The organism is Rickettsia honei RB (assembly GCF_000263055.1).
GTDB classification, from domain to species: Bacteria; Pseudomonadota; Alphaproteobacteria; order Rickettsiales; family Rickettsiaceae; genus Rickettsia; species Rickettsia rickettsii.
Genome location: NZ_AJTT01000001.1, coordinates 153,055 through 167,913, shown reverse-complemented (window position 1 = coordinate 167,913; position 14,859 = coordinate 153,055). Strand labels below are relative to the sequence as shown.

Sequence of the window (14,859 nt, the reverse complement as noted above, 5' to 3'; positions counted from 1 at the left end):
AAGCTCGATTTATCGCGCTTTACCCTAGGATTCCCGCCTACGCGGGAATATGACATAAACAAACCATGCAACAAGGCTTTCAGTGACGGCTTAGCAACTGCTCGCAATAGTGCTTACAACCCCATCACTAACTTAAATTCTTTACTTTTAATAATCTTACTATTCGTATTATAAATAATCGGATCGTTAATTTTTTCATGACCGAATCTATTTGTTTTAAATACCGGTATATCTAAACTATCTGCAAAATTACGAAGCACTAACATTGTGGCATCAAGATCTTTACCAAATGAACCAAATATTATAGCCTTAACATCCTCAAGTAACCCTGCTTGCTTTAAGTGTAAAAGCTCACGATCTAATCTAAAAGGAACTACATTCACATCTTCTAAAAAAAGAATTTTGCCCTTAGTCTTTATTTGCCAACTCGTTCCTATACTAGTCTGCACCATAGTTAAGTTACCGCCTGTTAGTTTGCCGTTAACAAGATCACTTGATTTTGCTATATCGTTAAGAGGCACTAAATTATCTATAGTAACCTGCTTTACTTTACCTTTTAATATTTCAGCAAGCTTGGTAAAATTACCTTGATCTTGTTCCGGCTTTAAGAGATCGGCTATATTACTGCCGTGAATAGTTTTCCATCCCCATTCTTGTGATAGAAAAAGATGTAACGCTGTTATATCGCTATATCCTATAAAGAATTTCTCTTTATTTGGTTTTGATAGCTTTAGTAAATCGGGAATTATTCTCGCAGAGCCGTAACCACCTCGTAAACTCCATACTATATTATCAGACTCATCAAATAATGCATCCCGCAGGCAATTAAATCTTACTTCATCACTACTTGCAAGAAAGGGTAGCTTACCTTTAGCAAAACACTTAGAAGAAATTTGTAAATTTAGTCCATTAATATTTTTTAAATCCGACAAGGTTTTATTATCCGCTCCTGTTGCCGGAGCAACAACAGTAATAGAGATATTTTTTAGACTATGACCAGCAGAAAAAGTTGATATTGAAAAAAATAATATTATTAGTAAAGATATCTTTTTAAGAATCATGAATATAATTGATAGGTATTGTTATATGAACAGGTAAACCTACTATGTCATGCCGTGGCTTGACCACGGCATCCAGTCTTTATTTTATTTTTTCTAGATATCGTGGACAAGCCACGCTATGACAGAGGCAAGCACTGGATTCCCATTTTAGCTAGGGACAGAAATGACATAGAAAATGAGAATAACCTTAAGAAGCTATTCTAAAGCAGCATCATCACCGGCAATCTCTACTGCTTTAGCCTTGATTTGGTCAATAGTAAGGCCACTATATTCTACAGACCCACCTAATACAGTATCGTCCTGACCAAAAAAATTAATGTTCTTAACAACAGCTGCTTTATCTATATTACCTTTCCTCATATCATATACAAGCTTTAATGCTTCTTTTTGTGCTGGTAGTTCATGAGTATTAGATAGTGCTAAAGTCTTTACTTTTGCTCCAAGTTTATTCGCCAAAGCCTCTGATATTTCATCATCTTCAGATTTATCAGTTGAATTTTCGCTTATTCTAAGGTTTTCTATTATAGGTTCAACAAGCTTTGTCCATAGCTGGTCAGTTGCACTACAATCACAATCGGCTAGATATTTTCTACCTTCTTTTCCAGTTTTTACAGCATTATCAACAAACTCTTTAACTATCCACTTATTGTTAAATTTGTTATAAGCAGCTTTTATGAATAGTGCTAAATGATTAGAACCTAAATCTAAGAATTTTTGTTTAAGGTCCATAGGGATATGACTTTTTGTATCTAGCCATGTTTGCATTCCTGATAATATTTCTGACATTACCTTATTAGTGTCTTGTGTCGGTACAGTAATATTATTACTCTTAATAGTAACCTCAAGTGCATTTTTAGTACTAGCATCCAAGTGAGATACTAAGTTTTCATACTGGGCTGGGTTACTTTTAGCTTCTTTTAAAATGCTTACTATTTTCTTAAATCTTGGTACTATTTCTGAATGACTACCCGTAATGCTTGTCATCCAATCCCATTTAAAATATTCAAACCCGCCGGTAGCATGATTTGGAACTGCAACATGTGCAAATTTATGGTCATATCTAATGCCGATTACATTAAGATCGTTTTTATATTTCTTTACTTGAATATCGTTATCATTGCGCTGTTTTTTAAAGTGTTGCTCTAATTTTTTCATACTCTCCTCCTTAATTCATAGTTTTTAATTAGTGTCGATGTTATACTTACTATATTACTAAATATGTCAAAATAAAACAATTAACTTTTTGCTATATCACAAGCATGTAAGTCACGCTTAAAGTACAAACTACTATTCTTATTTAAGATTACCCGATAAATCTGAACATTTTCAAGTACTCTGTGAACGTAATCTCTTGTTTCTCGATAAGGTATAAGTTCTATCCAGTCAATAACTTTTCTTGTATCTTTTATATCCCTTGGATCACCAAACCTATCTATCCATTTTACTACATTATGACTTCCGGCATTGTAAGAAGCAATGGATAGAATATAAGAACCTTTATGATTATCTAATAATTTTTTGAAATGATGCGCACCAAGTTTAATATTATATACCGGATTTCTAGTTAAGTCTGCTACATTACATTTAACATTTATGGATCTTGCGGTATCACAAGCAGTACCTTTAATAAGTTGCATGAGACCCATAGCATTTGCATAACTTACTGCTTTATGATCAAAAACCGATTCTTGTCTAATTATTCCATAAGTTAAATGAGGTGGGATAGGCAAACCTACTAGATTATAAGGCGTTGGAAAAGCACAATCCGGAATAAAAGCATTATTTTGGGCAGCAATTTTTGCCACCTCAACCATATGATTAGTATTATTATTGGCTTTAATAATATTCGCAATTATTTGAATTTCTGCAGAATTTTTAGTATTTTTCATTGCTGCTTTGGAATATATCAGGGCTAAGTAGTTTTTATTATATTTAACCAATAACCTTATTGCTTTAATAATCTCTTTATTTTCTATAATTTTCCTTTCTTCAGAAGTTATTACGGGAATAGGAGGTAAAACTAACTTTGTCCTATTTAATTCAATATTTGCTACCTGCCCATAAAAGGTAAAAGAATATTTAGCTGCCTGCTCGTAAAATTTTCTAGCCATTTGCTTATCGCCTTTTGCTGCATAAGTACGACCGAGCCAATAAAACCCACGTGCCAAACTAATCGGAGTCTTCACAACTTTAATAAACTTATTAAAATGTACTAATGCTTGATCAGGCTTTTTTAAAAAACTTAAAGAAAGCCAGCCCGCAAGCCACTCCTGCTCCCTTATAGTTTCAGGACAAGTAGCAAAAGGAAGCGTTGCCATTCTATAGCTATTAGCAAAATCTTTGTAATCGATGAATGCACGAGCATAATAGGACTGAATACGACACCATTTAGCAAAATGTTTACGGTTATTTTTAGCTTTCTTAAACAAAGTAATAATTTCCTTTGTCGGCTTTTGCATTTTTTTAAAATCTAAATAACGATATAATAAACCGGAAGTATAGTATTTTTCAGGAACACTTTTAAAAAGCTTTTCAGCATTTGGCGATTTACCTATAATCGCAATTTGGACTTTAAAAGAATTACGGTAACCTTGCTCCACATATTTCAGGGATTGCTCAGCAGATCTAATATCATTTTTCCATAAATGTTCTTCTATTCGCTCTAAATGATTACTCGCAGTTAAATATTTATGCCACTTATTGTAATATGCATTTTCTTCTTCAGGAGTGAAATTGGCGTATACCCAAGCCTCTTTAATAATAGGTAGTAATATCTTCTGATCTTTGATTAAACTACTTGCAGCTGCCGCATAAAATTTATAACCTTTGCCGGTAAGAGGAGGATGTTTACTAAACCAATCAACAATTACTTTTTTATTTGTATTATTATTTAGATATTCTTCTGCTCTTTCTTCAAGCAGCTTATTTTGGGGCCAATCCGGGTTATTGCATAAAAACCTTATTACATGTTCAAAACTATTATCTGAATATTTATTATCTAAATATTTCTGAGAAAGTACAATTTTTGTTAAAATTTTATTATTTACTTCTAGAGCTAAATCTTCGGCTTGTGACCAATTTTTTTGATCGATATAGGTAAAAACTTGCTTAACATTATCTACAGCATCAGAATTAGCATTTACTTTCAAAGCTAATAACAACAATATAGAGGTTAACAATTTTATTGTGATTTTCATAAGTTTTATGATTTGTTGCGTGGATACCTAATAGTCATTACGAGCTACTAAAAGCGTTGTTGCATGGCTCGTTAATGTCATTCCCACGCAAGCGGGAATGACATAGAGACCCACTAAACACCAGTAGAACCAAAGCCACCGCTACCACGCATCGTTTCCATAAGACTACTACTTTCTTCCCATAATATACGTTCGTACTTTGCGATTATCATCTGTGCAATTCGCATGCCTTTTTCTATAATAAAATCTTCTTTACCGAGATTAATAAGAATGACCTTTATTTCACCTCGATAATCTGCATCAATAGTACCGGGTGAATTAGCAACCGTGATACCGTGTTTAACGGCAAGACCCGAACGGGGTCTTATTTGGGCTTCAAACGAATCCGGTAGTGCTATAGCAATGCCTGTTGGAATTAGCTGTATTGCGGCTGCTTTTATTGTTATAGGTTGCTCGTTTGCGGCTATTAAATCCATCCCCGCACTATGCTCTGTAGCATATTCCGGCAAACTGCCGGAAAAATTTTCTAGTTTTTTAATTTTAACTTGTGTTATTGTCATATTATTTCATATTAAATTTATCGTTAATAATTTTATGTTCTACCGCATCAATTAAAGAATTAGCAAGATTATCGGTTAATATCTTACTTCCCATGCCAAGTTTCTTTTTAAGCCAAGGTTGCTTAGCACACAGATATTGAAACTTAATATTATCACCGAATTTTTCTTTCATTACGCTATACATATCACCTATGCCATCAATTAAGCCGTAATCAAGCGCCGTTTGCCCTGCCCAAAATTCACCGTTAAATAAAATTTCGTCTTGCTGAGTTAACTTCCCTGCTCTTCTTGTTTTTACATATTCTATAAAATGTTCATAAACCTGCTTTTGCAAATCTTTGATAATTTTAAGATCATCTTTATTAATAGGTTTAAACGGATCCAATACTGATTTATTCTTGCCTTCCGTATAAACTCTTCTCTCTATCCCAAGTTTATTAATTGCTTCATGAAAACCGAATCCGCTTGATACTACTCCGATACTACCGATAACCGAACTCGGCAAAGCATATATCCGGTCACCGCTGCAAGCCAGCCAATATCCGCCTGAAGCCGCCATATCTTCAATAAAACTATAAATTTTTATTTTATTTTCTTCAGCAAGATCACGAATACGTTTTGCAATAAGTTCAGATTGTGCCGGAGAACCGCCGGGAGAATTAATAATTAAACATAATGCTTTTAATTTCTTTATTTTAAAAGCTTTTTCTATTAGTGCATTTAATGATTCTAACGTAAGTCCCGATTGCATAGTACTTACTTTACCGATAACACCGCTAAGGCGTAAAACGGCAATCACCTCTTTAGAATTACCAAAAACCGAAGCAAATAATTGATCTAATTTACTTATCTGTCGTTTGGTTATTATCTGATCAAATTCAGCATTCGCCATAGTTGATTTATTTACTTCATTCATTAATTTTACTCATTTTTAATTTAATATACTCGTTTCATTTGAAAAATGGCTATGTTGTCTTATAAGATCTGCGGTACTCACCTATTAAGTATAAGCTCCACTCCTCGCCTTATATACTCCTTGCTCTTTTCCAAATTAAACTTCGTCTATTTACTTGGAGTTACTATTATAGAGCATCCTTTTTTATTGGCAGCAAAGGCTTAGCCGGTTTATTCAGAGATTGCGCGTTATAACTATTTTTAGGTTCAGGATAATTTCCGGAAATGGCAGATAAAATAGTACCTCTAACTTTTTCGTCATACCAATTTGTATTGCCGACAAAGCTAGTTACTATTTTGCCGTTTGGGTCTATTAATATACTAGTCGGCAAACTAACAACCCCTAAGGCTTTAAATAATTCATTTCTATAATCATGATAAATCGGCAAATATCTTATTTGATAGCTTTTAAAATATTCTTTCACAACTTTTATGTCTTGATAATCTTCTGAAATCGGAATTACTGAAAAAGGTAATTGCCTAAAATCTTTTTGCAACATATCAAGGTCAGGCATTTCTTTGACACAAGGAGCACTCCAAGTAGCCCAAAACACTAACAATATAGTCTTTCCTTCAAACTGATCAAGAGAATATTGATTTTTTTCTTCATCAAAAAAAATTATATTATCAGGAACGCTTGCACCTCTTAAAAATGCTAATTTATCCTTATGCTGCTCATAGAGCCTAGCATGAATTTTAGGAATAAAAATTATTATAGATAATAAAAATACTATAATATATATAAGATATTTATTATAATTTCTTAAGGTCATATAATAATTTATAGTAATGAAGATATTTTATTTATTCGTATTAGCACTTACATTATGTAGTTGTGGTATAAAAAAGCCTTTAGAAGCACCGCAGAAAGAGGTAAAACGTCATTGCGAGCAGTCGTAGACTGCGTGACAATCTCGTCAAATATCCTGAGATTGCTTCGTCAAATTACTTCGTAATTTTCCTCGCAATGACGTACTGTATCAATACCTCTTAAGCGTCGTACCTTGCAAAACTAAGTCAAAACAATAAGACGGCATATTTTCTTGCGGTTCGATCAATATCGGATTTACTTCACTGCACTCATTATCACACATATTTTGATCAGATAAGTCTAAGCGTGTTTCGAGAGTAGTAAGACTAGGATGCTCTATTCTTATATTTGCACTTCTCAAATAACGAGAAGATGTATAAGGCAACATGCTAATAAAGTAATATTCTCCTTTATTATTAGTAGTAGCAATACCGGAACCGGTAAAACTTGAATCGCTTTTACTTGTAAATCTTCTTTTATCAACTCTAGTTTTTAAAGGTTCGTAAGGATATTTACCACCGCTTCCTGCTTGCCATAAATAAACTTTAGCATCCACAACCGGCACGCAATTTTGATCTAATACTTTTCCTTTAATTAATATCCTTTCACCGTAAAATTTTGATAATCTTCCTGTTTTACGTAATAAATTATTAGTAGTTTCAAAAACTTTCGGTTCATAATCATTAAATATATTTCTAGTAATTTTACAATGATTAAGCTTATTAGGGTAAGTTTTAGAAGCAGCAAATATGTTTAATGTCCATAAACATAAAAAACAAAATATAAATTTTTTCACTTTTCACCACTATATTTATAAAATTCTGCATCTAAATTTAAATCAATTATTTTTATTAATCAAATTATTTTTATTCTCATTTGATTATTAAGTAATTGATTGTTATAGTAAACTTTGTTATACTAAAATATTATATATATATGCAAAAATTTTTATCTTTAATAATTGTAATTCTAATACTTTACAATATAGTAAAGTTAAAAATATCTCCCGACAACAATAATCTTACAACTGTAGAGCAAACGGCTTCAAATAATTCATCTACCGATGAAAACCAAACTAGTATAAATAATGAACCTCCTATTTCATTAAACGGCAACTTATTTGAACGTACGGTTTCAAAAATAGTAATAAATGCTCTTAAAACCGAAGAAGGGAAAGCATTTTTTGAAAATATTTTACAACCGTTAAATGGACCTATCAATCCTAATGATTACACTATTGAAGTACGTAAGGATTTAGTAAAAACACTGTTCAAAATTAATACGCTCGGTAGCGGTAATATCGGTCCCGCTTCTTGCGGACATGTAGTTACCGTATTTTATCAAATATCAGATATGAACAATACTTTAATATCTGAAGATACTAAGACTTTTACTTTAGGCTCTGCTCCTGTAATGCTTGGCTTAGATAATGTAATAATCGGTATGATGGTAGGAGAAGCACGAGAAGCTATTATTCCGGCAAAATATGCTGTTAATAATAGTAATAATATTATCTTCGATGATGCTTATAATTATAAAGTTAATGTAATTTTAAAATCCATATTACCGCAAAATTTTGTTAAAAGTAATGAAGTTAAAATTTATGACGATGAGATAGCTTATCGTGTTCCTTTATTATGTGGTGAAAAAGTAAGCTTTAATGCTAAAATTACTCGCTTATCAAACGGTAAAATACTATATGATTCAAAAGCAAAAGGACAACAAATAGATATGAAAATCGGCGATATTACATATCCTTTAATTTTTTCTTACGCCTTGCAAGGTAAAGTAACGATTGGAACACGCAGTGTTATTGCTAAAGGCAAAACATTTAAAACTTTAGGTTCTAACATAAATAAAATTATTTCTCATGAATCGTTACCGGTAAATGAATATCTTTTGCTTGAACTAGGAGACTTTAAACAAAATTAAATAAATATGAAACAAAATAAAATTCAAAGACAAAAAAATTATATTTTATTATCTATCCTTGTCATAATGATAATAATTGTATATCTTATAGCATTAATAAAAATTGCAGGATAAATTTTGTAATTATTAAAAATTTAAAACTCAAATTAAACGAGTATATAAGCATCTTACTTTAAACTTTAATTATAGTATGGAAATTATTAAAAAAAACAAAAATATTATTATATTAGTAGGTTTAATATTTTTAGCAGTAATTATTTATATCTCTACAAGTAAGAGTTCCGATAATAAAACAAACGATAATATATTAGAAGTAAAGATAGCTATACAAGATCATAAATTTGTTCCGAATATAGTTGAAGTACCAAAATCGACTAAGATAAGGTTAATTGTTCATAATGAAGATGATACGGTAGAAGAGTTTGAAAGTCATGATTTACATCGTGAAAAAATAGTTATGCCAAATGAGTCAATACATATTATACTTGCACCTCTCAAGTCCGGAAAATATGAATTTTTTGGAGATTTTCATCAAGATACGGCTCAGGGTTTTATAATTGTTAATGATTAGATAAAAAATATGTTTAAAATTGCTTTAGTAGTGTTTCGTGAATGTTTAGAAATATCCTTATTACTTGGTGTAATACTCGTCGTAACAAAACAAATAGAAAAATCTCGTCTTTATATTATTGCTGGAGTAATGCTTGGAGTAGTATTTGCTTCAATTTTTGCATTTTTTACACGTAAATTATCTTTATCTTTTGGCGGAATAGGCGACGAGTTATTCGATTCCGGAATTATGATACTAATAACAATTCTGATTAGCTGGACAATAATATGGATGCAAGGTTACGGTATAAAAGTAAAGCAACATATAAACGACTTATCAGTAAAAATTCATGAAGGTAATGCCAGTTATTTCATGTTGTTTTTTTTAGTGGCCACTACTATATTACGAGAAGGTGCAGAAATTATTATTTTAGTATATAGCATATCTTCAGTTGAAACAATATCAAGCAGTATTTACTTGCAAGGAGTGATAATAGGTGCTACAAGTGGCTTCTTACTTGGTTTAGTAATATATTTCGGTTTCATTAAGATTGCTAATCAAAAATATATTTTTAAAATCTCTACCATATTATTAATGCTAATAGCAGGAGGATTTGCAGCAAGTGCTGCAGGTATTTTAACCTCTTCCGGTCTAATTATGTTTTTATCCGATCAACTTTGGGATAGTTCATGGTTAGTAGCAGATAGAAGTATGATAGGTAAAATCTTACATATTGTTACCGGTTATATTGCAAGACCTAACGGGCTACAAGTACTGGCTTATTTTACTACTATATTACTGATAAATATTTTCATACAAATAAAATTAAGATATTCCAAAAATAACTTAATATCAGTACAAAAAAATGAATCAAATTAATTTTATCAAAGAGAACAATTAAATTAAATATGTTAAAACTTTTATCAGAAATTGGTCCGGTAATAGCATTTTTTGCAGGCTTTTTTTATGGAGGCGGTATACAACACGCTACTCTTTATATGCTTATTACCTCTGTTATTTGTATTACCCTTTGTTATGTTATAGATAAGAAAGTATCCAAGCTTTCTATTATTTCTACGACTGTTTTATTAGTTTCGGGAAGCATTACTTTAATTAGCGGCGATTCAATGTATATAAAAATCAAACCTACTATATTATATGTTATTTTTGGAATAATATTTCTCATGAGCGGTATAAGAAAAAATCCTTTTATCAAATATGCTTTAGAGAGTATAGTACGTCTTAAAGAAGAAAGTTGGATAACCTTAAGCTATAGGACAGCGGCTTTTTTCTTTTTTATGGCTGTAGTTAATGAAGTAGTTTGGCGTAATTGCTCAGATGAAACATGGGTAAAATTCAAAGTATTCGGTGTAATACCTATTACTTTTATATTTATTTTACTGCAATTACCTCTTTTATTAAAGAATAAATTACCGGATAGTAAGATATGATATATAATACCTTACTATTTTTACTTTATGTCATTACCGCGTAGGTGTTGTTGCATGGACCGGTAAAATCCACTGTGTCACCCCGTGGCTTGACGACGGGGTCCAGCTTAAAATACTAATAATATTAGTATTTTAAGCTGGATCCCACGATCAAGTCGCAGGATGACACAGGATCCCTGCTTTCACAGAGATAACACCGATGGCTTTTTAATAAAAATCGTAGGGTACTATTGTTATGATATTACGAGTTCTAATTTTTATAGCTCTTTCTTTTAGTCTATCTGCTTGTTTACCTGCTATTTTTACTGCAGCAACCACTACCGGCATTGTTGCTTCAAAAGATCAACCAATATCTGAAACATTAAATGATTCAAGGATTTCTGCCAGCATTAAAGCTGATTTAGTAAAAAATAATTTTAGAGATTTAGGTGCTAAAATAAAGGTTGAAGTATCACAAGGAAGAGTATTATTAACAGGAAATATTCAAAAAGAATCTGATGCGTTAAAAGCCGTAGAAATTGCTTGGAATCAAAAAAGCGTAAAAGAAGTTATTAATGAGTTGAAAGTAAATAAAAACAGTAATCATTTTGACTTAGCCCAATATACTAAAGATAGTATGATAACCACACAAATTAAAGCTAAAAATTTAGTCAGAAAAGACATTAAATTTGCTAATTATACTATTCTCACTATAGATAATATTGTTTATTTATTTGGAGTTGCAAGATCAGAAGAAGAGCTAGAAAAGCTTGCTTCTATTGCATCAAAAATAAAAGGTGTTGAAAAAGTTGTGTGTTACGCTAAAATAATGAATAACTTTAACACAAATAATTATAATAGTGAAGAATCATAAATTCAAATTAGACCTCTTGCAGAATGAAGCTAATAAAGAGAAATTTGAAGGAAACACGACATGTAGCACTGCAGCATACACTTTAGTACGTGAGGATGCGAGTACCGGATTAACGTATACCGCAGATATTTCAAAAGTTGGAAATCAAATAAGTGGTGAGCCTGCACAGCGTATAAAAATACGTGAACACAGGAGAATCCCGAAATTTGACTTACCAAATCTTAAAGTATCAAAGGTATACAAATTACCTTTAGGAGCAAGTTATGCAAAGGGTTTATTACTTTTGTTAATTTTTTGTTTTGGTCTAAGCGGTTGTAATACCTCAAAAAGATTACCTTATTCCCACAAATATTCTTACAAAGAATTATCAAAAGATGATCCTCATAATCTAACTTATAAAGGACATTATAAAGTCGGTAAAAATTATAAAATAAAAGGGAAGACTTACAAACCTCACAACCCTAAATCTTTTACCGAAACAGGTTATGCATCATGGTACGGTGGACTTAAAGACGGTTTTCACGGTAAAAAAACAGCTAATGGCGATAGATTTAATAGAAATTTATTAACTGCTGCACATAAAACTCTTCCGCTCCCTTGCTTAGTTAAAGTTACCAACAAAGCCAATAATAAAGCAGTAATTTTAATGGTTAATGATAGAGGTCCTTTTAAGAAAAATCGTATAATAGATGTTTCTCAAAAAGCGGCTGAAATTTTAGCATTTAAAAATCAAGGTATAACTAAAGTAAAAATAGAATATTTACCTAATGAAACTGAGAAATTTCTAAAAAATATTAATCTAAAAAAACCACAAAGTAAAACTTTAGCTAAAAACTCTAAAAAATCTTCATCTAATAAAGTTATAAACAACAATAAATGTAGCGTTAATTGTCATATAAAACTTATAAATTTAAAGTATAAATTGGCAGTAACTCCTTAAAAGATGTGTGAATATTAAATCGTTAATAGTCGTAGGCATTGTTGCATGGCTCGATTTTTAACGTCATTGCGAGGAGCAACTTAAGTTTCGACGAAGCAATCTCAGGAGTTTTTGTCTTACCTCATGAGATTGCCACGACCACTTTGTGGTCTCACAATGACGATACATATCAACTACGTATATTCTTTTTCTTTATTATTTTTGATTTAGCTTTTGTAGTAGATTTATTGTTAGAGGCAAGCTTGATTGAAGGTTTAGGGACTATAGGCTTAATATTAAAATGCTGATCTAATAGCCCCATCATCTTTTGATCACGAGATGCGGCACTTTTACCGCCTGTAACAACGGCAATCAATGATTTACCGTTCCTAGAAGCAGTAGTTACTAAATTATAACCTGCCGGTGTATGAAAACCTGTTTTCATCCCTTCTGCACCTTGATAATTTTTAGTAACCCTATTATGTCCGTTTACTACGTTTCCACGAAATACAAAGCTGGTTTTAGCAAATAACGGATAAAATTTAGGATAATCTCTCTTCAAAGCCATAGCAAGTTTAGCCATATCTCTTGCGGTAGTTTGCTGCAATGGGTCATGCCAACCTGAAGCATTTTTAAAATAGGTATTCTTCATACCGAGCTGTTTAGCTTTAACATTCATTAAATGAGCAAAAGCTTTCTCTGAACCTTTCATGCCCTCAGCAACCGTTACAGCAGCATCATTAGCAGATTTTATAATTAATCCATTAATTGCCTCTCGAACGGTTATAGTTTCCCCTGCTTTTAAACCCAGCTTACACGGTGGCATTTTTGAAGCTTTTGCTGATACAAGTAATTTTTTATCTAAAGGTAACTTACCGGCTTCAATTGCTTCAAACATTAAGTATAGGGTCATTAGCTTAGTTAAAGAAGCGGGGTAAATACGAATTTGTGAATTATGGGCCTGCAACACTTTACCGCTTTTTGCATCAATTACTAAACTAGTTTGAACAGGAGGTTTAGGGGTATTTTTTACGGCTTTTTTTGCTTCGCTTATAGGCGCAAAAAAAAATGTTACGACAAAAATATAAGGTAATAAAAATTTCCTAAACATTTTAAATAAATAAAATATTATTTAAATTAAACCAAGTGTGATTTTTCGTCATTGCGAGGAAAAATTGAAAATTTTGACGAAGCAATCCAGTAAAAAATGCATAGCATTTTTTTATTATTTTCCTAGATTGTCACGCTTCCTACGGTCGCTCGCAATGACAATGAAAATAATACTCACTACACATTAACCTTTTTATTAAGATACATTAATATAAACAAAGCAGGCAAGGCTAAAATTATAGTAAAGAGGAAAAAACCGTCCCAGCCCATCATATTTACGAGTTTTCCAGCATAAATAGTGACAGTATTGTTACATAAACTACTAGCACTACTAAGTAAAGCATATTGTGTTGCGGAATATTTTTTATTACATAAATTACCTATATATCCGACTAAAGCAGTAGCACCCATAGCGGCAGCAAAATTCTCTATAGTAATAGCAATTAATAAAGCTTCAAAAGAAGGAGGCTGATGATTAAGCCAAATAAATGCAAAATGCGTTAAGCTTTGGGCAATACCGGTAATAATCAAACCTTTAAAATTCCCCACCCTATACATTACAATACCACCGACAAAACCGCCGACTAAGGTTGCAATCAATCCATAAAGTTTAGCTATTATTGCTATTTCGCCTTTTGTATAACCAAGCTCTATATAAAAAGGTGAGGCAACCGCTCCAAGCATAGCATCGCCTAATTTAAAAAATATTACCGCAAGTAAAATAGTTGCAGCAAATTCTCTTTTGAAAAAATCCTTGAAAGGATTAATTACTGTAGAAATCCATGAAGTAATGGAAATAATATTAATTTTTTCTCTTACTAATTCTTTTTCGTTTACGGTTATTATAAATATCGTTGCAACGACAAATATTATAGCTATAACACAGAAAGTTAGTTGCCAATTATTTCCAGTTATTTCTGCAAGGTACAAAGCACCTGCCCCTGTAATAAGCATACCGATTCGATAACCGAATACAGCGGTTGCACTAGCTATGCTTTGTGTTTCTTGATCAAACTTATCTATACGCAACGCATCAACGGCAATATCAAACGTGCTAGATAAAAAGCCTAATAATATAGTCAAAAAATAGAAAGAAGTTAAAGAAACTTCAGGATTTTCCTTGCTCATAGCAATTAGTACTAAAGCCATTAAAGAGCTACATAATATAAGCCAGCTTTTGCGATGTCCCCACCTACTTAAAAAAGGTATTTTAAAATTGTCGACTAGAGGCGACCAAAATACTTTTAACGAATACGATAACCTTGCAACCGCAAAAGTAGTAATAACGGCGATATCTATACCGGATTCTTTTAACCATACCGCAAGAGTAGAAAAAATTATAACCAGCGGCATACCGCTAACTATTCCTAAAATAAATATTTCAAATAATCGATAGTCTTTAAAAATCTTGGTAATGCGCATTGTGATATTTCATTAAATCGTCATTGCGAGGAGGGGCAT

The 14,859-nt window shown here is 31.9% G+C and carries 15 protein-coding genes; 6 read left to right on the top strand and 9 right to left on the bottom strand.

Features of this window, described 5'->3' with window-relative positions:
• Window positions 1-113: 113 nt before the first annotated feature.
• The 7 genes from WSW_RS0100955 to WSW_RS0100925 form a co-directional block, all read right to left on the bottom strand.
• Window positions 114-1,061, bottom strand: coding sequence for an LD-carboxypeptidase (locus tag WSW_RS0100955; RefSeq protein ID WP_016916720.1), 948 nt, complete (start codon window positions 1,059-1,061; stop codon window positions 114-116).
• Between the two features lie 195 nt (window positions 1,062-1,256).
• Window positions 1,257-2,216: a hypothetical protein gene (locus WSW_RS0100950; protein ID WP_016916719.1), complete on the bottom strand. Its 960-nt coding sequence runs from the start codon at window positions 2,214-2,216 to the stop codon at window positions 1,257-1,259.
• Between the two features lie 80 nt (window positions 2,217-2,296).
• Complete coding sequence (locus WSW_RS0100945) at window positions 2,297-4,258, bottom strand: lytic transglycosylase domain-containing protein (protein ID WP_016916718.1); 1,962 nt, start codon at window positions 4,256-4,258, stop codon at window positions 2,297-2,299.
• Window positions 4,259-4,371: 113 nt separating this feature from the next.
• Window positions 4,372-4,818, bottom strand: a complete 447-nt coding sequence (dut, locus tag WSW_RS0100940) for a dUTP diphosphatase (protein ID WP_010977182.1) — start codon at window positions 4,816-4,818, stop codon at window positions 4,372-4,374.
• A 1-nt stretch (window position 4,819) separates the two neighbouring features.
• Complete coding sequence (locus WSW_RS0100935) at window positions 4,820-5,734, bottom strand: S49 family peptidase (protein ID WP_016916717.1); 915 nt, start codon at window positions 5,732-5,734, stop codon at window positions 4,820-4,822.
• A 166-nt stretch (window positions 5,735-5,900) separates the two neighbouring features.
• Window positions 5,901-6,545, bottom strand: coding sequence for a TlpA disulfide reductase family protein (locus WSW_RS0100930; RefSeq protein ID WP_016916716.1), 645 nt, complete (start codon window positions 6,543-6,545; stop codon window positions 5,901-5,903).
• A gap of 207 nt (window positions 6,546-6,752) precedes the next feature.
• On the bottom strand, window positions 6,753-7,379 hold the full coding sequence (locus WSW_RS0100925; RefSeq protein WP_016916715.1) for a dioxygenase family protein: 627 nt from the start codon (window positions 7,377-7,379) through the stop codon (window positions 6,753-6,755).
• A 140-nt stretch (window positions 7,380-7,519) separates the two neighbouring features.
• Between WSW_RS0100925 and WSW_RS0100920 the strand changes: the two genes are divergently transcribed.
• The 6 genes from WSW_RS0100920 to WSW_RS0100895 all read left to right on the top strand — a co-directional run bounded on the left by WSW_RS0100920 (window position 7,520) and on the right by WSW_RS0100895 (window position 12,309).
• Complete coding sequence (locus WSW_RS0100920; protein WP_016916714.1) at window positions 7,520-8,515, top strand: FKBP-type peptidyl-prolyl cis-trans isomerase; 996 nt, start codon at window positions 7,520-7,522, stop codon at window positions 8,513-8,515.
• A 190-nt stretch (window positions 8,516-8,705) separates the two neighbouring features.
• Window positions 8,706-9,086: a cupredoxin domain-containing protein gene (locus tag WSW_RS0100915; protein ID WP_012719649.1), complete on the top strand. Its 381-nt coding sequence runs from the start codon at window positions 8,706-8,708 to the stop codon at window positions 9,084-9,086.
• 9 nt (window positions 9,087-9,095) lie between these two features.
• Window positions 9,096-9,944 carry an FTR1 family protein gene (locus WSW_RS0100910; RefSeq protein WP_010977176.1) on the top strand — a complete coding sequence of 283 codons (849 nt, stop codon included), beginning with the start codon at window positions 9,096-9,098 and terminating at the stop codon, window positions 9,942-9,944.
• Window positions 9,945-9,973: 29 nt separating this feature from the next.
• Window positions 9,974-10,516, top strand: a complete 543-nt coding sequence (locus tag WSW_RS0100905) for a septation protein A (protein ID WP_004995863.1) — start codon at window positions 9,974-9,976, stop codon at window positions 10,514-10,516.
• Between the two features lie 235 nt (window positions 10,517-10,751).
• A complete protein-coding gene (locus WSW_RS0100900; protein ID WP_016916713.1) occupies window positions 10,752-11,369 on the top strand; it encodes a BON domain-containing protein in 618 nt (205 codons plus the stop codon).
• A complete protein-coding gene (locus WSW_RS0100895; RefSeq protein WP_029374922.1) occupies window positions 11,347-12,309 on the top strand; it encodes a septal ring lytic transglycosylase RlpA family protein in 963 nt (320 codons plus the stop codon). Before WSW_RS0100900 ends, WSW_RS0100895 begins: the two co-directional genes overlap by 23 nt.
• A 169-nt stretch (window positions 12,310-12,478) precedes the next feature.
• On the opposite strand, the gene WSW_RS0100890 is transcribed toward WSW_RS0100895, so the two are convergent.
• Entirely contained in the window at window positions 12,479-13,399 is a 921-nt protein-coding gene (locus tag WSW_RS0100890) for a D-alanyl-D-alanine carboxypeptidase family protein (RefSeq protein ID WP_004995869.1), read from the bottom strand.
• 176 nt (window positions 13,400-13,575) lie between these two features.
• A complete protein-coding gene (locus tag WSW_RS0100885; RefSeq protein WP_016916711.1) occupies window positions 13,576-14,820 on the bottom strand; it encodes an AmpG family muropeptide MFS transporter in 1,245 nt (414 codons plus the stop codon).
• Between the last annotated feature and the right edge of the window lie 39 nt (window positions 14,821-14,859).